Raw genomic sequence first — 19,601 nt, forward strand, 5'->3', positions numbered from 1 at the left:
TCGCTCACTCGCTCACGGTGAAATTGAATATGTCGGAATCGAATTCGTTGTAGGCGGCGTAGTCGAGGAGTTCGTAGAGCCGCGACCGGTGTTGCATGCGCCCGAGGAGCGCGGATTGCGTTCCGGTACCGGCGATCTCGCGCAGCCCGGTCTCGACGGCGTACATGGCCAACCGCAGGGTGCTCACGGGGTAGATGACGGCGTTGAAGCCCAGCTGCTCGAGCTGCCCTGCCGAGAGCAGCTCGGACTTGCCGAACTCGGTCATATTGGCGAGCAGCGGGATATCCACGGCCGCACGGAACTTGGCGAACTCACCGGCATCGGCGAGGGCCTCGGTGAAGATCAGATCGGCTCCGGCGTCGGCATACGCCTTGGCGCGCTCGATCGCCGCGTCGAGCCCCTCGGTCCCCCGGGCATCGGTGCGGGCGCAGACCACGAAATTCGGATCGCGCCGCGCACTCACCGCCGCCCGCAGCCGCCGCACCATCTCCCCGACCGGCACCACGGCCTTGCCGTCGAGGTGCCCGCACCGCTTGGGATTCACCTGATCCTCGATATGGCATCCGGCCAGACCGGCGTCCTCGAGCAGCGTCACCGTCCGCGCGGCGTTCATGGGCTCGCCGAATCCGGTATCGGCGTCGATGAGCACCGGCAAATCGGTCACCGCGGCGATCTGCCGCCCCCGGGCCACCACTTCGGACAGTGTCGTGAGCCCGATATCCGGCAACGCCAATTCGGCCGAGACCACCGCGCCCGAGACATAGACGCCCTCGAATCCGATCTCCTGAATCAGCTTGGCCACCAAGGGGTTGAACGCGCCCGGCAGCCGTTGGATGCGCCCGCTCGCCAATCCGGCCCGAAACGCCGCGCGCTTGTCCGCGGCGCTGGTCACCGCCGCCATGAGCCCGGTCACAGCGACCACCGTCCTAGGCTCACACCATGACCGACAAGCTGCGCTACCGACTCATCACCGGCCCCGACGACGCCACGTTCTGCGCGCGCATCAGCGCACTGCTCGCCGAGGGCTACCGGCTCCACGGCTCGCCCTCGGTGACCTATGACGGCAATACCGTGATCGCCGCGCAGGCCGTCGTCCTGGACGACTGAATTCCGAGGCGCGACACTGGTGTTCGGCATCAGAAGATCCCCTCCCGGATCGTCGGGGCGGCCTTGCGCACCGTCTCGGGGACGGTGAAGGTCAGCTGGTCCAATTCGCCCGGACGCAGATCCGGGATGCGCTGCGCGGCCGCGAGGAAACGGTCCTGCTCGGCCGGTTCGACGACGCCCTCGGCGAGGGTGCGGAACTTCTCGATGTACTGCTCACGCCCGAAGGGCCGCGCTCCCAAGGGATGCGCGTCCGCCACCGCGAGTTCGTCGACAATGGTCTCGCCGCTCCGCAACGTGACCACCGCTCGCGCGCCGAACGCCTTCTCCGCCGGATCGGTGGCGTGATACCGCCGGGTCCACTCCGGGTCCTCGACGGTGGTGATGGACCTCCACAGCGCCACGGTGTCCGCGCGTCGCGCCCGCTCCGGCGCGTAGGAGTGTTCGTGATGCCAGACGCCGTCCTGGAGCGCGACCGCGAAGATATAGGGCAGCGAATGGTCCAGGGTCTCGCGGCTGGCGTTCGGGTCGTACTTCTGCGGATCGCCCGAGCCGCTGCCGATCACGTAGTGCGTGTGATGGCTGGTGTGCAGCACGATCGAGGCGATCTGCCCGAGATCGCCTATGCGGTCGCGCATTCGGCGCGCCAGGTCGATCGGGGCCTGGCTCTGGTATTCGGCCGAATGCTCCTTGGTGTAGCTGTCGAGAATGGCGCGTTTGGCCTCACCCGGTCCCGGCAGCGGCACCCGGTACTCCACGCCCGGACCGCCCAGCAGCCAGGCGATCACACCGTCGGCCCCTTCCCAGATCGGCGCGGGCGCACCCTCGCCGCGCATGGCGCGGTCCACCGCTTCGACCGCCATCTTCCCCGCGAAGGCGGGCGCGTACGCCTTCCAGCTGGAGATCTCGCCCTTGCGTGACTGTCGCGTCGCGGTGGTGGTGTGCAGCGCCTGACCGACGGCCTGATAGATGGTGTCGGTGTCGAGCCCCAGCAGCGTGCCGATTCCGGCTGCGGCCGAGGGGCCGAGATGAGCCACGTGGTCGATCTTGTGCTCGTGCAGGCAGATTCCGCGCACCAGGTCGATCTGGATCTCGTATCCGGTGGCCAGACCGCGAATCAGCTCCGCACCGCCGCGCCCGGTGTGCTGGGCGACCGCCAGAATCGGCGGAATGTTGTCACCCGGATGCGAGTACTCGGCGGCCAGGAAGGTGTCGTGAAAGTCCAGTTCTCGCACCGCGACGCCATTGGCCCAGGCCGCCCATTCCGGTGAGACACGCTGTGCGGCGGGCAGTCCGAAGACGGTCGCGCCGGGGGTGTACGGATGCTTCTCGGCCTGGCGACGCGCCGAGGTGACCGGGCGACGCGCCAGCGAAGCGGCCGCCACACCGGCATTGTCGATGACTCGGTTGATGATCATCTCGGTGACGTCGTCGGGCACCGGCACAAGATCAGCAGCCACTTCGGCAACCCGGGTCGCGAGATGTTCTGTCCGCGGAAACGCCTCGTCAGCGGCGTGGGCGCGTACTATATGGGTCTTCATGGTCTTCTCTCCGAGGCGGGACAACAGCTCTTTCTTCGCACGCTACGCAGCGTGTGGGTGGGGTGGAAATACCTTGCAGTAGCAGATTTCTGCCAGCGAGTCCGCTCGAAATTGCAATGTTTGCGAAGCTCTGTGGGTAGCATTCCGACCGTGCGCAAGATGTATGCGGGTGCCCGACTACGGCGGTTGCGCGAGGAACGTCGGATGACGCAGGCGGCTCTCGCGAAGTCGCTGGACCTGTCGCCCAGCTACCTCAATCAGCTGGAGCGCGATCAGCGGCCCCTGACCATTCCGGTGCTACTGAAGTTGAACTCCACCTTCGATCTGGATGTGCAGTTCTTCGCGGCCGATTCCGATGCCCGGCTGGTATCGGATCTGCACGAGGTGCTCGTGGAAGCCAGTGGCGGCAATTCCGCGCCGGTCGCGGAGGTCGAGGACCTCGCTACTCGATTACCCGAGGTCGCCAAGATTATTGTCGCCATGCACCGGCGACTACGGGCGGCGACCGATCAGCTCGACCTGCTCTCCTCGAAAGTCGCTGCCCCGACGGGGGCTCCGGGCGTGCCGATGCCCTACGAGGATGTGCGCGACTTCTTCTACGACCACCACAATCACATAGCCCAGCTGGACCTGGCGGCCGAGCGGCTGTTCGAGGAGTGCGGGCTCAGTATCGGCTCGCTGGACCGGCAGTTGGCGCGCGTCGCCGAGGAGCGCGCGGGGGTGACCGTGCTGGTGCGCGGGGACGGCGCGGATCCGAATATCCCGAAACGCCACTACGAGAAGGAAACCCGCACGCTGACGTTGGCGCGGCGGTTGCGGCCCGGGCAGCGGGCCTTCCAGATCGCCACCACGCTCGCCTTCCTGCTCTACGGTCAGCTGCTGGACGAGGTGCTCGACGAAACCCCCACGCTGACCGGTGAATCCCGCACCTTGGCCCGGATCGGGTTGGCCAACTACTTCGCGGGCGCGCTGATTCTCCCGTACGGGAAGTTCCTGCGGTCCGCCGAGGAGCTGCACTACGACATCGACCTGCTCGCCCTGCGATTCGAGGTCGGCTTCGAAACCGTGTGCCACCGGTTGAGCACCCTGCAACGGCAGGGGCAGCGGGGTGTGCCGTTCTTCCTGATCCGCACCGATCGGGCCGGGAACATCTCGAAACGGCAGTCCGCGACCGCCTTCCATTTCTCGCGGGTGGGCGGCAGCTGCCCGCTGTGGGTGGTGTACGACGCGTTCGCGCATCCGGGGCGCACGCTCACCCAGGTGGCGTCCATGCCCGACGGGCGGCGGTACCTGTGGGTCGCGCGCACCACCAATCCCTCCCCGCACGGATTCGGCACGGCGGGAAAGGAATTCGCCATCGGCCTGGGCTGCGATCTGGAGTACGCGGATCGACTGGTGTACTCCAAGGGTCTACAACTCGACGATCCGGCGGCCGCGGTGCCGATCGGCGCGGGCTGCAAGGTGTGCGAGCGCCCGGCCTGCCCGCAGCGGGCCTTCCCGCAGATCGGGAGGCCGCTGGCGGTCAGTGAGGTGACGTGTACGGATCTGCCGTATCCACGGCTACCGCGCTAGGGCTCAGTGGCGGTCCTTGGTGACCTTGAACGTGGTGCAGCCCGAGGTCTGCACGGTGCCGCTGATCGACGACGGTGAGACCGCATTGGCCTGCAGGTCGATCATCTCGTAGTTGGACGGCCGGTCGATCCACCGCTTCTGGACGATGCCGAGCAGGCGGTTGGCGTAGCGGGCGGTCGCCTCGAAGCTGCCGTGCGGCACGGTGGGATTCTGCGCGGAGGGTCCGAAGGCGAAAACGGTTCGGGCCGAACCGCTCACGGGATCCTCGATGGTGAGGGTGAGCGCGGTCTCGCCCTGGGCGCAGGTGTAGGTGCCGGTCCAGGTGCCGGAGAGATCGGCCAGCGGCACCGGGCCCTCGACCGTCGCGGTGGTGGTGGCGGCTCTGCTGGCCGATGTGGTGGTGCGCGCGTCCTGTTGCGCGGAGCCGGTCACCTTGTCGTTGCATCCCGTCAGGGCGATGGGTAGCAGTAGTAGTGCGAAAACCGTGCGGCGCATGCGCCGTCCCCTCCCGTAAGACTCCATGTTTCGTGGCGGGAGTCTAGTGGCTGGTGGGCGCGCCGCCAGCCGAGGGATCAGGCGTGCGCGGTCTTACCGCCGTCGATAACCAGTTGTGCGCCGGTGAGATACGGATGCTCCGGTGAGGCGAGGGTGAGGGCGAAAGCGGCGATCTCCTCCGGGGTGGCGAGGCGGCCCAGGCCCGGGACATTGGATCCGGCCCACTGTTTGAGGAAGACCTGCCGGGCGTCGGCGGGCATGGACTCCAATCCGGCTGCTCGCCAGACCAATTCGGTGTCGGTGGTGCCGGGGACGAGGGTGTTGACGCGAATTCCGTTGCCCGCGTAGTCCAGAGCGGCGGACTGCACCAAGCCGACCAGTGCGCGCTTGCTCGCGGTGTAGGCCGCCCTCCCGGCATCGGTGGCGACGGCATTGCTCGACGCGGTGACGACAATCGTGCCACCGCCGCCCCGAATCATGTGCGGCACCTGGTATTTCATGGCCAGGAACGTGCCGCGCAGGTTGGTTCCGACCACCCTGTCGAAATCCTCGGCACTGTATTCGTGCAGCGTCTTCTGAATCGTGATTCCCGCATTGTTGAACGCGACATCCAGGCCGTTGTACCGGTGCACCGCGCTCTCCACGAAGTCCCGCACCTCGGATTCGACGAGCACATCGGCGCGAATATAGGTCGCCTCGCCCCCGGCTGCGCGAATCTCGCGCTCCACCGCCTGCCCGAGCCCGACCCGCCTGCCGCAGAACGCGACCCGCGCCCCCTCGGCGGCGAAGAGCCGTGCCGCCGCCGCACCGATTCCGGAGGTGGCACCGGTGATCAGAACGACCTTGTTCTCGAACCGCCGCTGCCCGCCAGCCACGGGGTGCGGCGGATTGGAGTCGGCCCCGAGCGCCACTCCCCCGGCCAACCCACCCGCCGCGCCCGCCGCCAGACCCGCGGCCGTCAACCCGAACAATCGACGGCGACTCGGTCCCGGCCCCTTCGCCGCCATGCCCCGACCGTGTCCCAATGCCGGGGCGGCGGCAGCATCCCCCTGCGCGGCAGGCATAGTCGCGCTTCCGGCAGCGTCCTCACCGCCGCTCTTGCTGGCAGCCCGATTCGGAGTGGCGGGCCGGTCCGGGGTGGTGGCGGTGGCTTCCCACGATGCGGCCTTCTTCGTTTTCGCGGCGGGAGTGCTGTCGTTCGCGTCGGTCATGGCCGCAACTCTTGTCGGTGACGGGCGCGATCGAATCCGTCCGGCGGTTTCACTGCGCGGCCTCGAGGTGGAGCGGTTTCCTCCCTGGGTAGGAGACGCCAGGCCGGATCGGGCGGGCATGATGTGGGCGTGGTGGAGTCGCGTGGCGTGAGCCGAGGGATCGAATGGGTGCTCGATGCCCGGTCGGTGCCGGTGCGGCTCGTGGTGCTCGTCGCGCTCGCGGCCGGGTGCCTGCTGCTGCTCACGCGGACGACGGCTGCAGTGGACTGGGTTATCGGCCTGGTGTCGGTGGTCTTGACCGTCGGCGCGGTGCGGTGGCCGCTGGCGACATCCCTTGCCACCACGGGCGTGCTGGTCCTCGGCTTCGAATTCGGGCATACCGGACCTCTCGTCGCCAAGGTCGCGGCCGCCATCGCCCTCACCGAATTGACCGCACGCCACAGTGGTTGGCGGCCACTGCTCGGCGCTGGCGCACTCGCGGGCGCCTATCTGCTGCACACCGGCGATGGTGCCGCCGCCACCGGATACCGCGCTGTCGTCATGGCGGGTCTGCCGCTGCTCATCGGCACGCTGCTGCGCACCGCCCGCGAGAATGCCGAACACGCGCGCCAGCAGGCTCGGGAGCTGTCTCAGCGCCGTGAATCGGAGGTGGCCGCCGCGCGCGCCCTGGAGCGCACGGCCATTGCCCGCGAACTCCACGACCTCATCGCCCACCACGTGTCCTCGACGGTGCTGCGCGTCGCCGTCGCCCGGCACGCGCAGCCGGATGCCCCGCCCGAGGTGCTCGAGGTTCTCGACGATATTCACGCCAGCGGCAAGTCCACTCTGGTCGATCTGCGCAAGCTGGTGACCGTGCTGCGCGACCCGAACGGCAATGACGAATCCTTCCTGGTCCCAGCCGATCTGCCTGAGGCCGTCACCGCGGCCGTCGACCGAACGCGGCGGCTGGGTGTGCGGGTCGACAGCGATGTCGCCGCCGATATCACCACGGTGGACGCCCTCACCGGCTTGACGCTGCTGCGTCTGACGCAGGAGGGATTGGCGAATACCGTGAAGCACGCGGGCCTTGCCGCCAAGGCGGAACTGGCGATCACGGTCTCCGACGCCGCCGTCGATTTCGTTCTGCGCGACCACATTTCCGACGCCACGCCACCCGACAAGTCCCCGCCCGGTGTCGGGCTCATCGGGTTGCGTGAGCGCGTGGAGGTGCTCGGCGGTACGTTGTCCGCCGAATCCACCGGCGACGGTTGGCAATTGACCGCGCACCTGCCCATCGGATCGCGAGACCCGCGGTGACGATTCGCGTTCTGGTCGTCGACGACCAACAACTGGTCCGGGCCGGTCTGCGCATGCTCTGCCAGACCGCCGAGGATCTCGAGGTGGTCGGCGAGGCCGCGACCGGAAGCGAGGCCGTGCGCCTCGCCGACGAACTGCGCCCCGATGTCATCCTGATGGATCTGCGCATGCCCGGCATGGATGGCATTCGCGCGACCGAACGTATTCTCGCCACCCGCCCCGGTGCGAAGGTGGTCGTGCTCACCACCTTCGACGACGACGATCACCTCTATCCGGCGCTGGCCGCTGGAGCGTGCGGCTTCCTCGTCAAGGACGCCTCCCCCGCCGAACTGCTCTCCGGTATCCGCCGCGCCGCCACCGGCGACCATCCCTTCTCGCCGGAAGTCCTGCGCCGCGTCATGGATTCGGCCGTCACGGCCCGCGCCACCGACGACATACCCACCCCCACTCAGCTGCCGGGTCTGACCGACCGCGAGCGGGAGGTCCTCGAACTCGTCTCGGAGGGTCTGTCCAACACCGAGATCGCCGACCGCTTGCATGTGGGCATCACCACCGTGAAAACCCACATAACCAATCTGATGACGAAAACCGGTGCGTCCAACCGGGTTCGGCTCGCGGTCCTCGGACTTCGACGCTGAGGGTCACGCCGCGGAGTGCAGCGCCTTCGCGGTAGGCGAATTGGGCGTCTTGCCGGGATCCGGATAGGTGTGCAGCACTCGGTCGGCGGTGCCGGAACTGGTGACCGTGAACCAGTAATGCTCGTTCTTGAAGTGATGCAGCCGGTGGTTGCGACGGACAGCCTTGTACAGGCGGCTGGTGGGCTGATAGTCGGTGTGCACCAGGTAGTGGGTCCACTCGTAGTTGAGGCCCAGCACGCCCAGGACCAGGAGGAAGGTCAAACCCAGTGCGGGGCGCGGGAATACGAGTAGGGCGATGGCCACTAGCGCGGGCAGCAACCACAGGAAGGTCTGCCAGGGGATGAAGATGAGCGGGATCTCACGCGGGTCGGTGTGGTGTTCACGATGCTTGCGCGCCAACAGCGAATCGATGGTGAGACGGCCGATGCGACGCGGCCGCCAGTGCAGCACGCAGACGTGAATAATCCACTCCACCAAGGGGAACAGCGCGAGCATGATCACGGGGACCAGAGCGTCGGTGAGTTGCCAATCGCCCATCCAGATCCGCGCGATCAGCGCACCGACGAACAAGGTGGCGATGATCCACGGGGAGGGTTGTCGGACGAAGACGCGGAACGCGGCGGCGAGGGTGAGTTTGGTGCGGCGGTCAGGACTGGTCATGGGTCGCCTCCTCTAGACGGCGGATGAAAGCGGCGAATTCTGTGGTCGCCGTGGACAGAAGAGCGCTGGCCGCGGCGCGAGCAGCGGTGGGATCGGCGGCGGCCACCGCGTCGGTGATGGCCCGGTACCGGTCGGCCTGGGCCACTTCGGCGGACATGAGACCGGCCAGTGCCTCGAGGGCGGGCTCGTAGACGGCGCGCAGATTGTTGTAGAGCAGCCGGTAGACGATGGAATCGGCCGCGTCCACGAGGTGATCCCAGAAGGCGAGGGCGCTGCGCTGCTGAGCCACCGGATCCTGGTGCGCCACAAGCTCGTCCACCGTCACGCGCAGTGTCGGCACCACCGCCGCGTCGGCGCGTTCGGCCGCCAGCCCGGCGACCTCGCGACCCATGGCGGCGCGCGCCTCGAGAATGCTGCGCAGGACCGCGTGGTCGAGTTCACCGCGCCGGAAGATCAGGCGCGGGAGCATATCGAGGCCACCGAAACGGCGATAGTCGCGCACCGTGGTGCCGCCACCCTGACGGACCTCGACGAGACCGGTATGGGCCAGGCGCTGAAGCGCCTCGCGCACGGTCGGGCGGGAGACGCCCAACGCTTCGGCGAGCTGCCGTTCGGCGGGCAAGGTGTCGCCGGGGGCCACCTCACCATCGAGCACGGTGTCGACGAGCTGGTCGAATACCTCGTCGGGAACGGTTTTGCGGTCGATCCGCTGCAACGCCATACGTTGACGCTACGGCGAAAATTGGTCAGAGGTCAAGTGGTCAGACCAATTTTCCTGCCTGACACGGAACAGACGCCTGTCCTGCTCTTATGTGGCGGTGCGGGTCGCCCCGGCAGAGGCCGCGACCACACAGACCACTCCCGCCCACTGCCCGATACCCAGAATCTGACCGAGCACCGCGAACCCGGCCAACGCCGCGACGGCGGGCTCGAGGCTCATGAGAATGCCGAACACCCGCGGCGGAATACGGCGCAGCGCTTCGAGCTCCACCGAGTACGGCACCACCGACGACAGCATGGCGACGGCGAAACCCGCTGCGAGAACGGAGGGTTGCAGCAGCGAGCTACCCGCCTCCCAAATGCCGATGGGCGCGATGAGCACACAGCCGAAGGCCATGGCGATGGCCAATCCGCCGCCACCGCTGGTCCGTTCGCCCAGTTTGGCGCTGAGCAGGATGTATCCGGCCCAACAGCCGCCCGCGGCGAGAGCGAGCAGAATGCCCGACCACACCACGGGACCGTCGGACTGTGTCAGCAGGAACACCCCGCCGCCCGCGAGCAGGGCCCACACCGGATCGATCCAACGCCGCGAACCCGCCAGGGCCACCGCGAGCGGCCCGAGGAATTCGATGGTCACCGCCATACCGAGCGGAATCCGGTCGATGGCCTCGTAGAAGCACAGGTTCATCAGGCCCAGGACCGCGCCGTAGGCCAGCACCACCGGCAGCGCGCGCCGGTCGATCCGCAGCGCCGACCGCCACAGCACCAGCAGCACGATGCCCGCGAAGCCCAGCCGCAGACTCACCGCACCGGCGGGCCCGGTCGCGGCGAACAACTGCTTGGCGAAGGCCGCGCCGATCTGGACGCTCACGATTCCGGCCATGACCAGAGCGGTCGGCGGCACCCCGCCGAGCCCGCGCCAGGCGACCAGGCGTGGAATCGACTGTCTGCGAACCGGTTTCCAGGACCGTTCGATATCGATCGCGACCACGCCGTGCAACCTCTCGCCGAATAACCGTCAAACGTTGTGCAGCCGTCAGGATTTGGCCAGATACTCCAGACGCTCGGAGTCCACGGCGGCATGCATCATGCCCGCCAGGCCCGGATGCTTCTCCAATCCCGGATCGGCCTCCACCACCTCGCGCGCCAATTGCTGTGCGGCGGTGATGACTTCGAGATCATCGAGCAGCGACAGCAGCTTCAGCGACCGGGCGGTGCCGGACTGGGCGGAGCCGAGCACATCGCCCTCGCGGCGCTGGCGCAGATCCAGCACGGCCAATTCGAAACCGTCGGTGGTGGCGGCGACCGCCTCCAAGCGCGCCATGGCCGACCCCACCGGATTGGTCTCGGTGATGAGCAGGCACAGCCCCGCGTGCTTGCCGCGGCCGACGCGCCCGCGCAGCTGATGCAGCTGGCTCACGCCGAAGCGGTCGGCGTCGACAATGGCCATGATGGTGGCGTTCGGCACGTCCACGCCGACCTCGACGACGGTGGTGCACACCAGCACATCGACCTCGGCGTCGTTGAAAGCCCGCATGACACGGTCCTTCTCGTCGGCGGGCAGACGGCCGTGCAGCAATCCGACGCGCAGATCGGCGAGGGGCCCGGCGCGCAGCATCTCGTAGAGATCGACCACCGCGTGCGTGGTCGGCGCTTCCTTCTCCTCGGCGGATTTGGCCTTGCCCTTGGCCTTCTTGCCGTTCTCCTCCTCGTCGCCGCCGATCCGCGAACACACCACATACGCCTGGCGACCGGCCTGGACCTCCTCGTGGATACGCTCCCACGCGCGGTCCACCCAGGACGGTTTCACTTTGGCGGGAACGACTTTCGTGGTGATCGGGGAGCGGCCGCGCGGCAGCTGGGTCAGCGTCGAGGTCTCCAGGTCGCCGAGGGTCGTCATGGCGATGGTGCGCGGGATCGGGGTGGCCGTCATGACCAGCAGGTGCGGGCTGACCCCGTCTTTGGCCTTGGCGCGCAAGGCATCACGCTGTTCGACGCCGAAGCGGTGCTGTTCGTCGACCACCACCATGCCCAGGTCGTGGAATTCGACATTGTCCTGAATCAGCGCGTGCGTGCCGATGACGAGTCCGGCCTCGCCGGTCATGGCGTCGAGCAGGGCGGCCTTCTTGTCCTTGGTGGACATGGAGCCGGTCACCAGCACCACCTTGGTGGCATTGTCGGCCGCGCCGAGCTCACCGCCGCTGCCGAGATCGCCCAGCATATTCCGCAGTGACCGATAGTGCTGTGCGGCAAGCACTTCCGTAGGCGCGAGCAGGGCACACTGACGGCCGTTGTCGACCACCTGGAGCATGGCTTCCAACGCGACAATGGTCTTGCCGGAGCCCACCTCGCCCTGCAACAGCCGGTGCATGGGGTGGCTGCGCGACATATCCGCGGAGATCTCCTCGATCACCGCGCGCTGCCCCTCGGTGAGTTCGAAGGGCAGTCGCTTGTCGAAGGCGGCGGCGATGCCGTCGGTGCGCGGCGGACACGGGCGGGCGACGCGGCCCTCCACGTCGTGGCGGCGCGAGGCGAGCACCAGCTGCAGGGCCAGCGCTTCGTCGAAACGCAGGCGGCCCCTGGCCTCTTCGATATCGGATTTGCTCTCGGGTAGGTGGATCAGCCGCAGCGCGTCGGTGACCGGCATGAGCGAATGTTCGGCGCGCAAGGACGCGGGCAGCGGATCGTCGATGGGGTCCAGCTGGTCGAGCACCTGGCGGATACAGCGCAGCAGATCCCAGCTCTGCACCTTGGCGGTCGCCGGGTACACCGGGATGAACTCCCGCTCGAAGAACGAGACATCCACTCCCCCAGCGCCTTTGGCGCTCTGCGCGAGACCGCGCAACGCGCCGCCGCCGCGCACCTGGGTGAGGTTCTCAACGCTGCCGTCACCCTTGTCGGGCATGATCAGGTAGTCCGGGTGCGAGAGGTTCCAGCGGTCCGGCCGCCACCAGTGCACGGTGCCCGACATCATCGCCTTCACACCGTCTTTGACCAGGTAGCGCACCTTGTCGCCATTGAAAAAGGTGATGTCGACCGGACGCGCGCCGCCGACATCGAGGGCGACCTTCAGCAGGCTGCCGCGCCGGTTCTTCATGGGCCGCAGTTCGGTCTTGGTGACCCGGCCCATGACGGTGATGTGCGCGCCCTCCTCCGGGGCCTCCTCGGTGAGCGGCTGCCCCTGGGTGGCGTAGCGCAGCGGATAGTGCCGCAGCAGGTCCTCGACGGTGTGCATATCGAACGCGTCCGCCAGTGGCTCAGCGGCTTTCACGCCCAACACATGGTCGAGCCGATCCGCGAACGTCGCCATCTATTCCACCCCGATCTGCACCAGATCCCCGGCCTGACCGCCGGGGTAGACCACCACCTCCACACCCGGGAATCCGGCGGTGATGTGCTCACTCAATTCGTCAGCGAAATCCTCGGGGGCCTGTTCGCCGAGCAGGATGGTGACCAGTTCCCCGCCGAGCCCGAGCATGCGGTCCAACAGCGTATGGGCCGCGGCCCGCACATCGGAGTCGATCACCACCACATCATGGCCGACCAGGCCGAGCCCGTCACCGGCCTCGCAGGTCCCGACAATGGTGAGCGCCCGCTCCGGGGCCACTCGCAGTGAGCCCCAACGGGTTCCGGCCGCCGCCTCGGACATGGCGAACACATCGTCGACCGCGATGCGACCCGCGTCGTGCATGGCCAGCGCGGCCAGCCCCTGCACCATGGACGCGCACGGCAGCATGAGCACATCGCGGTGACCGTCGCGCGCGGCCACACCGACGGCGACGAGTTCATGGGCGGGCAGCGCACCGTTGGGCAGTACCAACACCTCTCGATGCGGCAGCGCGCGAATCGCCTCCAACAGCGCCTCGGAGGTGACCTCCCCCTGAAGCACCACCGCCCCGCCGTCCTCGAACAACCGCACCGCCCCCGCCCCGGACGCCACCGCCAGAATCCCACGATCCGCCGGACCCATCGACGCGTGCGCCGACACCGCCAGCGTCTCGATCCTGATCCGCCGCAACGCCCCCGCCACCAACCCGGCCTCCACGGCCGCACCGGCATCGGCGCAATGCACATGCGCCGACCACGCACCGTCCCCATCGCCGACGACAACCACCGAATCCCCAAGCTCCGCAAGCGCATTCCGCAACCGCGTCACCTGCTCTTCATCGGTGTGCTCCAGCAGATACATCACCTCGTACTGCGGAGCGGGCATCCCAGGCGCGCCCGAATCCCCCACGCGCGCAGCAGAAGACGCCCTCCCCACGTCCGCAGAACCGCCCGCCCCTGTGTCCCTCCTATGCGCGGCCGCCACGTCCGTCCCCAAGCCCGTGGGACTGTCGGACGCCGAAACTTCCACGCCCGTCGAACCATTCGACGCAGGGGTGCCTGAACGCGCATCACCCGCTGCCGGGTCACCGCCGCTGACCCCAGCCGGGTTCGCTGCGCCATTCCTCGCGGAAACACCCCCCGCGCCAGAGAGGCCGGTCTTGCCGGAGTGAGCGCCGAGCGAATCCGTCACCGAGCGCGGCACGCCACCGGCGGGCGTACGGCGTACATACGCGGGCCGGGTCGGCGCGCGGCCGCCCGTGACCGCCACCAATTCATCGAGTAGCACCAGCAATCCGCGCGCCCCCGCGTCCACTACGCCCGCTTCGCGCAGTACGCCCAATTGCGAGGGGGTTTCGCCGAGAGCTTTGGCGGCTCCATCGGCGGCGGCCAGTGCGACCGCTTCGAGGGTGTCCTCATGGCATTCCGCCGCATGGTCGGCCGCGCAATCCAGGATGGTGAGCATGGTGCCCTCGACCGGGGAGCTCAGGGCCTCGCGCACCAGAACCGCGGCGCGGCGCAGGGCCAGGCGCAGGGATGTGGCGGTCAGCGGTCCGTCGGCGGCGGCCTCGGCGAGGCCGCGCAGCACCTGCGACAGGATGATTCCGGAGTTGCCGCGCGCACCCAGGGTCGCCTCGCGCGCCATCGAGGCGGCGACGGCATGGGCCGTGAGCCCTCGCGCGGCCAGACGGTCGCCCGTTCGAACGGCCGCGTCACCTGCTCGATCGGCCGCGTCACCCGCTCGAACAGCCGCGTCGCCCGCTCGATCGGCCGCGTCACCCGCTCGAACAGCCGCGTCCTCGCCCACTCGGCCAGCGATGTCGTCCGCCCGGGCGACGGCGCGCGCCGCATCCTCCACACCGCGCACCGCGGCCCGCATGGTGGTGAGCAAATTGGTCCCGGTATCGGCATCGGCGACCGGAAAGACATTGAGCGCGTTGATCTCGTCGCGGTGGCGTTCCAGCCCCGCCAGACAACGCTGGCCCCAGTGCGTCAGCGCAGCACCGTCGAGCACGTCCCCTTCCCCGGGCACCGTCACCGTCCTTCCGCCGCCTTGCACGTGAAATCCCCGCACGCCAGGGTAGTCGCCGTCACCGACAGGCCGCCGTCAGCCGCTGTTCGACGCGTTTCGACCATCTCGCGACGAAACACCCGGTCGCCATGGTCCGATGTGCTGTACGTCACCATGATCATCCCCGCCTTGGGAGGCTCGATGAGTTCGGTTCGATCAATACTCGCGTTCTCCGCCGTCACGACCGCTACCACCGCGTCCGTCGTAGCCCTCGCGGCACCCGCCGCCGCCGGGGGCGGCGGCTCCTTCAATACCCTGTACTCACTCACCAACGGGCCGTGCGTGGCGGTCGTCGACTCCTCGGTCAAGGGCGACGCCTACCCCAACTCCGCGGCCTTCACCGTCAAGGCCAATCTCTACGGCCTCGCGCAGTGCGGCCTCACCGTCACCCTGAACTGGCGCAACCTCGATACCGGGCAGACCGGGTCCAAGTCCGTCACGCCGAGCGGTCCGGGACTGTGGATGAACGATGGCAAATCGGCCATCTTCCAGCCCGGCATCGGGCATATCAAGGCCACCGTGACGGTCGACCAGCAACATCTCGGACAATCGGGTGAGGTCGAGTTCGAGGTGACGCAGTACTGACCCGGACGTGCTGGCGGCGGCCACCGAGGGGGCAATTGGACATGGCCCATCCGGGCCGGTTACTCTTGCAGGGTTGCCTGACGCGGGGTCTTCACCTGCGGTCGCTGGCGGTTCGCCACCAGGCATGTCCAGACATTAGGTTTTCGGACACGCTGCTTACCAAAGTAGCGGGTCCCAACATGACATGAAGGAGCTCGCGACTATGGCTGCCGTCTGCGACGTTTGCGCCAAGGGCCCCGGCTTCGGTAAGTCGGTTTCGCACTCGCACCGGCGCACCAACCGTCGCTGGAACCCGAACATCCAGACCGTGCGCGCGCAGGTTGCCCCCGGCAACACCCGCCGCATGAACGTGTGCACCTCCTGCCTCAAGGCGGGCAAGGTCGCGCGCGGCTGATTTCCAGCTTTTCGACAACGCCCCGGCGCACCCGAACAGGGTGAACCGGGGCGTTGTCGTCGCTAGGCTCGAATCCATGCGGACGGCGCGCGAGGTACAACGGTGGCAGGTCGTTCCCCTGGCCGCCGAACACATCCGGAGCCTGGCCGAATGCCATATCGCTTGTTGGCGTGAGGCATACGCGGACCTGATTCCCCGGCATGTACTCGACGCTTTCGATGTGGACCGCCGCGCCGAGCAGTTGGAGCGCCGCCGCCTCAGTCATCCGGACCGCACGGTCGTGGCCGTGGCCGACGGCGCCGTCATAGGATTCGGATCGGGCGGACCCGCTCTCGACGAAACCACCGTCACGCCACGCGAAATCAACGCCCTCTACGTCCGGGCGGCCTGGTACAGCACCGGCGTGGCCCACGATCTCATGCGCGCGGTGCTGGTGCCCGAGGTCGATACGACGCTGTGGGTCTTCGAGGAGAACCCCCGCGCCCGCGCCTTCTACGCCAAATTCGGATTCGAACTCGACGGCGCGCGCCGCGTCGAAGCCTTCAGTCCTTCCCTGGAAGTGCGAATGGTGCGGCGCGCCACCGAATCCGGTTGAGCGCGCCGCACCATTCGTCTGTCGAGCTCTTAGACCGCGCCGCCGATGCACTCGGACTGCTGGCTGATCGAGTAGACCAGGCACGACAGGGTCGAGGTGGTGCTGGACGACAGCGACGAGGCGCTATTGGTGTCGAACAGGCTGCCGACCGGTGTCGCCGCACTGGGCGCGGTCGTCGTGGTCGTAGCGGGTTCCAGCGTCAGCGGCTCCGCCTGTGCGACGGCGGGGGCGGCGAACGCGGCACCCACGGCGAGGGCGGCGACGACACCGCGGGCAGTCTTTCTCTGCATGCATCTGCTCCTGAATCGGCTCAACGGATTTGCACACTCACGGCAGACGCCAATCCACCGGAGCGGCCCCTAATGTACCGAGCAATTCGTTCGTTCGGGAGAATGGCCGAGAACCGAAGAAACCGCGCGAAGCGGACAGCGGTGAGGGGTGGGCGGATTCGATGTAGGGCGTCGACCCCAACATCGGCTTCAGCGTCGAGGCGTCGCGGCCCCACAGAATCGCCACGAGCGGCTGGTCGCGGGCCACGAGCGCGCGAATCGCCTGCTCGGTCACCGCTTCCCAGCCCTTGCCGCGATGCGAGGCGGCCTGGCCCGGCGCGACGGTGAGAACTCGGTTCAGCATGAGCACGCCCTGATCCGACCACGGCGACAGATCACCGTTGGAGGGCGTCGGCAGGCCGAGGTCCTTGGAGAGCTCGGAGAAGATATTGGCCAGACTGCGCGGCACCGGTTTGACATCCGGCTCCACCGAGAAGCTCAGACCCATCGCGTGTCCGGGCGTCGGGTACGGGTCCTGTCCGACGATCAGCACCCGCACCTTGTCGAACGGACGCTGGAAAGCCCGTAATACGTTCTCCCCCTTGGGGAGATAGCCGCGCCCGGCGGCATTCTCGGCACGCAGGAATTCGCCCATCGCGGCGATGCGGTCGGCGACCGGTTCCAGGGCCTCGGCCCAGCCCGAATCGATGACCTCCGACAGTGGTTTGGCAGCCATGTCGGGAAAACTTATCGTGGTCAATTTCATTGCGATACCTCACCCACCCGATCCGAACGACTCCCAGCCGGTCGGTCCGGATCTGGGCGCGCCGTCGACCGTAACGGCGGACCCCGACAGAACTCGTCCGATGGGCGCCCAACCTGCGGGGACGGCGCCGGAGAAGGTGGCGGCGAAGGCGTGATCCTCACCGCCGGTGAGGATCCAGTCGAACGGGTCGGCGTTCAGGGCGGTCGACACCGGCTCGAGGGCGCGGTCGCGCAGCGCGGACGAGTCGAGATCGATGGCGACAGCGGAGGATTCGGCGATATGTCCGAGATCGGCGAGCAGGCCGTCGGAGACATCGGTCAGGGCGGTAATGGGCGCATCGGCCGGGAGATCCAACACGGCGGCGTACGGCGGGCGTGGAACACGGTGCGCGGCAACGGCTTCCGGGAAACGTTCGGGATCGACCCCGGCGGACAGCACCGCCAGTCCGGCCGCCGACCACCCCGGCCGCCCGGCCACGGCCACCACATCGCCGGGGCGCGCGGTCGAGCGCAGTACGGGTGCGCGGCCGCGCGGATCGCCGAAGGCGGTCACCGAGATCACCAGCAGCGGACTGCGGACCATATCGCCCCCGGCGATGGAGCCGCCGCTGCGTTCGATCTCGGCCCACATACCGTCGGCGAGGGCTTGTACGAAATCGACCGGGGTGTCCGACGGGCAGCCCAGCGAGACCACGAACGCGCTCGGCGTCGCGCCCATGCCCACCACGTCGGCGGCATTCTGGGCGATGGCCTTGCGACCGATATCGTGCGGGCTCGACCAGTCCAGCCGAAAGTGCCGATCCTGCACCAGCATGTCGGTGGTCACCACGAACCGGCCGTCCGGCGCGGCGATCACGGCCGCGTCGTCGCCCGGCCCGAGCAGCACCCCCGGGGCCTGCGTGCGCCCCGACGTCACCTTCGCGATGAGCGCGAACTCACCGAGCTCGGCCACGGTCTTCCTGCTGGCGGTGATGACGGTCTCCTTCGAGGCGAGTGCGATGTCGGCGGTGAACGCACCGACGGTACCCTCGGTCCAGCAATCGCAGACCACCAGCCGGGACGCGTCGACCCGGCTCCGGAGATCGGGGATGTAGGACCGGATGAGCAACGACACGCACGGGAGCGAGACGGAACCCACGTCGGCGGCCGAGCAGTCCGCGGAATCCGGCAACCCCGAGACGGCCGCCACGTCGTCGGCGGCCGGGTCCGGTTCGGATGCCGCAGGGGACTCCAAGCCGTCATTGGCCAAGGGGGACACCGACTCGCAGACCGCAGACGCCGCGCGCGCGACAGCCGAGGGCTCGGCCGCCCCGGATACCGCCGGAGCCACCAAACCGTCACTGGCCAAGGGGGACTCCGAAGCAGACACCGCGCGGTCACGAGTCGAGGGCGGGTCGGAGGCCAAGGCCGCCGAGTCCGCCGGGGAGCCGGAGGCCGCCGAGCCCTCCTCCGGTCGCTCCCCCGCGCTCATCGCCACGGCCGTCGCGCTGCCGATCGCACTGCTGGTCGGGGTGCTCGTCATGGCGGTCATCGCGCGGCAGAACGTGACTCGTGATCCGCTCGCCCTCGGTTCGGTTCCCGCCCCCGGCGCCACCGGACCGGCGTGCACGGCCCTGCTGCCGCAGCTGCCCAACACCCTCGGCGACTACACCGATGCCGAACTCGCGCAGCCCGCGCCGCCCGCCACCAAGGCATGGCAGTTGCCCGAGGGCGGTGAGGCGATCGTGCTGCGCTGTGGGCTGGATCGGCCCCTCGAATTCAATCGCGCCTCGCCGCTCCAGGTCGTCAACGGCGTCAATTGGTTCGCGGTGCGCGATGAGACCAGCGGCGTCGACTCGGGTACCTGGTTCGCGGTGGACCGCGGCACCTATGTCGCCGTGACCATGCCCGACAGCGCGGGACCGACTCCGCTGCAAGATATTTCGGAGGCCATCAAGAAGGCGATGCCGGAACAGCCGCTCGATCCGGGCCCGCTGCCCAACTAGGGCCTGCGCAACCGCGCGGTACCGGAGGACAGGTCGATATCGATCCCGCCGGGCGCGCCGTCGCCCGGATTGTCCCTGTGCATGAGCACCGACTGACGCTGCTCGAATTCGACGCGCTTGGCCGAATTGAAGATGGCGTCGAACTGTTCGAAGCCGATGACGGCGGCGCGGCGATCCTCGTCGGTGCGCATCCACGGTAGGCCGGTGCGGCCGGTGATCTTGCGATAGGTCACCTCGGCGAAGGCCACCGCGATAACCAGTATCGCCAGCCCGGGAATTGTCATCGCCACGATCACGGGACCGAGGATACGCGGACGCGGCGGCGGCTGCCGTGGCCCGAGTGGTCGGTGCCCCGAACGGGCACCGAGCCGTC

21 protein-coding genes are annotated in these 19,601 nt (G+C 68.2%); 8 read left to right on the forward strand and 13 right to left on the reverse strand.

Going from position 1 to position 19,601, the window contains the following annotated elements:
- Positions 1-4: 4 nt before the first annotated feature.
- Complete coding sequence (prpB, locus tag ACIBH2_RS10005) at positions 5-901, reverse strand: methylisocitrate lyase (protein WP_397116950.1); 897 nt, start codon at positions 899-901, stop codon at positions 5-7.
- Positions 902-939: 38 nt separating this feature from the next.
- Here prpB and ACIBH2_RS10010 point away from each other — a divergent pair, with 38 nt between their 5' ends.
- Entirely contained in the window at positions 940-1,107 is a 168-nt protein-coding gene (locus ACIBH2_RS10010; protein WP_397115412.1) for a DUF1737 domain-containing protein, read from the forward strand.
- A gap of 29 nt (positions 1,108-1,136) precedes the next feature.
- Here ACIBH2_RS10010 and ACIBH2_RS10015 read toward each other — a convergent pair whose 3' ends face one another.
- The gene (locus ACIBH2_RS10015) at positions 1,137-2,645 is read right to left on the reverse strand and encodes an MmgE/PrpD family protein (protein WP_397115414.1); all 1,509 of its coding nucleotides are present in this window, start codon (positions 2,643-2,645) and stop codon (positions 1,137-1,139) included.
- A 150-nt stretch (positions 2,646-2,795) separates the two neighbouring features.
- Here ACIBH2_RS10015 and ACIBH2_RS10020 point away from each other — a divergent pair, with 150 nt between their 5' ends.
- Positions 2,796-4,217 carry a short-chain fatty acyl-CoA regulator family protein gene (locus tag ACIBH2_RS10020; RefSeq protein WP_397115416.1) on the forward strand — a complete coding sequence of 474 codons (1,422 nt, stop codon included), beginning with the start codon at positions 2,796-2,798 and terminating at the stop codon, positions 4,215-4,217.
- A gap of 3 nt (positions 4,218-4,220) precedes the next feature.
- Here the strand turns inward: ACIBH2_RS10020 and ACIBH2_RS10025 are convergent, their stop codons facing one another.
- Both ACIBH2_RS10025 and ACIBH2_RS10030 read right to left on the reverse strand, forming a co-directional pair.
- On the reverse strand, positions 4,221-4,712 hold the full coding sequence (locus tag ACIBH2_RS10025) for a hypothetical protein (protein ID WP_397115418.1): 492 nt from the start codon (positions 4,710-4,712) through the stop codon (positions 4,221-4,223).
- Positions 4,713-4,789: 77 nt separating this feature from the next.
- Positions 4,790-5,923 (reverse strand): SDR family NAD(P)-dependent oxidoreductase, encoded by a 1,134-nt coding sequence (locus ACIBH2_RS10030; RefSeq protein ID WP_397115420.1) that lies wholly within the window; start codon positions 5,921-5,923, stop codon positions 4,790-4,792.
- Between the two features lie 129 nt (positions 5,924-6,052).
- On the opposite strand from ACIBH2_RS10030, the gene ACIBH2_RS10035 reads away from it, so the two are divergent.
- Complete coding sequence (locus ACIBH2_RS10035; protein ID WP_397115422.1) at positions 6,053-7,219, forward strand: sensor histidine kinase; 1,167 nt, start codon at positions 6,053-6,055, stop codon at positions 7,217-7,219.
- Entirely contained in the window at positions 7,216-7,857 is a 642-nt protein-coding gene (locus ACIBH2_RS10040; protein ID WP_397115424.1) for a response regulator, read from the forward strand. The genes ACIBH2_RS10035 and ACIBH2_RS10040 overlap by 4 nt, the downstream gene beginning before the upstream one ends.
- 3 nt (positions 7,858-7,860) lie before the next feature.
- On the opposite strand, the gene ACIBH2_RS10045 is transcribed toward ACIBH2_RS10040, so the two are convergent.
- The 5 genes from ACIBH2_RS10045 to ACIBH2_RS10065 form a co-directional block, all read right to left on the reverse strand.
- Positions 7,861-8,517, reverse strand: coding sequence for a sterol desaturase family protein (locus tag ACIBH2_RS10045; RefSeq protein WP_397115426.1), 657 nt, complete (start codon positions 8,515-8,517; stop codon positions 7,861-7,863).
- Positions 8,504-9,238, reverse strand: a complete 735-nt coding sequence (locus tag ACIBH2_RS10050) for a FadR/GntR family transcriptional regulator (protein WP_397115428.1) — start codon at positions 9,236-9,238, stop codon at positions 8,504-8,506. The genes ACIBH2_RS10045 and ACIBH2_RS10050 overlap by 14 nt, the downstream gene beginning before the upstream one ends.
- A gap of 87 nt (positions 9,239-9,325) precedes the next feature.
- Positions 9,326-10,228 carry an EamA family transporter gene (locus ACIBH2_RS10055; RefSeq protein WP_397115430.1) on the reverse strand — a complete coding sequence of 301 codons (903 nt, stop codon included), beginning with the start codon at positions 10,226-10,228 and terminating at the stop codon, positions 9,326-9,328.
- A 45-nt stretch (positions 10,229-10,273) separates the two neighbouring features.
- Positions 10,274-12,547 (reverse strand): ATP-dependent DNA helicase RecG, encoded by a 2,274-nt coding sequence (gene recG, locus ACIBH2_RS10060; protein WP_397115435.1) that lies wholly within the window; start codon positions 12,545-12,547, stop codon positions 10,274-10,276.
- Positions 12,548-14,596 (reverse strand): DAK2 domain-containing protein, encoded by a 2,049-nt coding sequence (locus ACIBH2_RS10065; protein ID WP_397115437.1) that lies wholly within the window; start codon positions 14,594-14,596, stop codon positions 12,548-12,550.
- Positions 14,597-14,776: 180 nt separating this feature from the next.
- On the opposite strand from ACIBH2_RS10065, the gene ACIBH2_RS10070 reads away from it, so the two are divergent.
- From ACIBH2_RS10070 to ACIBH2_RS10080, 3 genes are all read left to right on the forward strand, one after another.
- The gene (locus ACIBH2_RS10070; RefSeq protein WP_397115439.1) at positions 14,777-15,220 is read left to right on the forward strand and encodes a hypothetical protein; all 444 of its coding nucleotides are present in this window, start codon (positions 14,777-14,779) and stop codon (positions 15,218-15,220) included.
- 202 nt (positions 15,221-15,422) lie between these two features.
- Positions 15,423-15,614 carry a 50S ribosomal protein L28 gene (gene rpmB, locus ACIBH2_RS10075; RefSeq protein ID WP_039799620.1) on the forward strand — a complete coding sequence of 64 codons (192 nt, stop codon included), beginning with the start codon at positions 15,423-15,425 and terminating at the stop codon, positions 15,612-15,614.
- A 76-nt stretch (positions 15,615-15,690) separates the two neighbouring features.
- Positions 15,691-16,209, forward strand: coding sequence for a GNAT family N-acetyltransferase (locus ACIBH2_RS10080; protein WP_397115441.1), 519 nt, complete (start codon positions 15,691-15,693; stop codon positions 16,207-16,209).
- Between the two features lie 29 nt (positions 16,210-16,238).
- Here ACIBH2_RS10080 and ACIBH2_RS10085 read toward each other — a convergent pair whose 3' ends face one another.
- From ACIBH2_RS10085 to ACIBH2_RS10095, 3 genes are read right to left on the reverse strand one after another with little or no spacing between them, the layout of a single operon-like run.
- Entirely contained in the window at positions 16,239-16,499 is a 261-nt protein-coding gene (locus tag ACIBH2_RS10085; RefSeq protein ID WP_397115443.1) for a hypothetical protein, read from the reverse strand.
- Between the two features lie 37 nt (positions 16,500-16,536).
- A complete protein-coding gene (locus ACIBH2_RS10090; protein WP_397115445.1) occupies positions 16,537-17,214 on the reverse strand; it encodes a uracil-DNA glycosylase in 678 nt (225 codons plus the stop codon).
- A 39-nt stretch (positions 17,215-17,253) separates the two neighbouring features.
- Positions 17,254-18,195: a thiamine-phosphate kinase gene (locus ACIBH2_RS10095; protein ID WP_397116952.1), complete on the reverse strand. Its 942-nt coding sequence runs from the start codon at positions 18,193-18,195 to the stop codon at positions 17,254-17,256.
- Between the two features lie 148 nt (positions 18,196-18,343).
- Here ACIBH2_RS10095 and ACIBH2_RS10100 point away from each other — a divergent pair, with 148 nt between their 5' ends.
- Complete coding sequence (locus ACIBH2_RS10100; RefSeq protein WP_397115447.1) at positions 18,344-19,228, forward strand: DUF3515 domain-containing protein; 885 nt, start codon at positions 18,344-18,346, stop codon at positions 19,226-19,228.
- Here ACIBH2_RS10100 and ACIBH2_RS10105 read toward each other — a convergent pair.
- The gene (locus ACIBH2_RS10105; RefSeq protein ID WP_397115449.1) at positions 19,225-19,524 is read right to left on the reverse strand and encodes a DUF6191 domain-containing protein; all 300 of its coding nucleotides are present in this window, start codon (positions 19,522-19,524) and stop codon (positions 19,225-19,227) included. The two genes, ACIBH2_RS10100 and ACIBH2_RS10105, sit on opposite strands and share 4 nt — an antisense overlap.
- Between the last annotated feature and the right edge of the window lie 77 nt (positions 19,525-19,601).

The sequence above is a fragment of the Nocardia sp. NPDC050406 genome (assembly GCF_044459025.1).
Taxonomy (GTDB): Bacteria; Actinomycetota; Actinomycetes; order Mycobacteriales; family Mycobacteriaceae; genus Nocardia.

Coding starts and splice junctions, on each gene's coding strand:
- prpB (WP_397116950.1), bottom strand. CDS start 901: ATGGCGGCGGTGACCAGCGCCGCGGACAAGCGCGCGGCGTTTCGGGCC.
- ACIBH2_RS10010 (WP_397115412.1), top strand. CDS start 940: ATGACCGACAAGCTGCGCTACCGACTCATCACCGGCCCCGACGACGCC.
- ACIBH2_RS10015 (WP_397115414.1), bottom strand. CDS start 2,645: ATGAAGACCCATATAGTACGCGCCCACGCCGCTGACGAGGCGTTTCCG.
- ACIBH2_RS10025 (WP_397115418.1), bottom strand. CDS start 4,712: ATGCGCCGCACGGTTTTCGCACTACTACTGCTACCCATCGCCCTGACG.
- ACIBH2_RS10030 (WP_397115420.1), bottom strand. CDS start 5,923: ATGACCGACGCGAACGACAGCACTCCCGCCGCGAAAACGAAGAAGGCC.
- ACIBH2_RS10045 (WP_397115426.1), bottom strand. CDS start 8,517: ATGACCAGTCCTGACCGCCGCACCAAACTCACCCTCGCCGCCGCGTTC.
- ACIBH2_RS10050 (WP_397115428.1), bottom strand. CDS start 9,238: ATGGCGTTGCAGCGGATCGACCGCAAAACCGTTCCCGACGAGGTATTC.
- recG (WP_397115435.1), bottom strand. CDS start 12,547: ATGGCGACGTTCGCGGATCGGCTCGACCATGTGTTGGGCGTGAAAGCC.
- ACIBH2_RS10070 (WP_397115439.1), top strand. CDS start 14,777: ATGAGTTCGGTTCGATCAATACTCGCGTTCTCCGCCGTCACGACCGCT.
- rpmB (WP_039799620.1), top strand. CDS start 15,423: ATGGCTGCCGTCTGCGACGTTTGCGCCAAGGGCCCCGGCTTCGGTAAG.
- ACIBH2_RS10080 (WP_397115441.1), top strand. CDS start 15,691: ATGCGGACGGCGCGCGAGGTACAACGGTGGCAGGTCGTTCCCCTGGCC.
- ACIBH2_RS10085 (WP_397115443.1), bottom strand. CDS start 16,499: ATGCAGAGAAAGACTGCCCGCGGTGTCGTCGCCGCCCTCGCCGTGGGT.
- ACIBH2_RS10090 (WP_397115445.1), bottom strand. CDS start 17,214: ATGGCTGCCAAACCACTGTCGGAGGTCATCGATTCGGGCTGGGCCGAG.
- ACIBH2_RS10100 (WP_397115447.1), top strand. CDS start 18,344: ATGAGCAACGACACGCACGGGAGCGAGACGGAACCCACGTCGGCGGCC.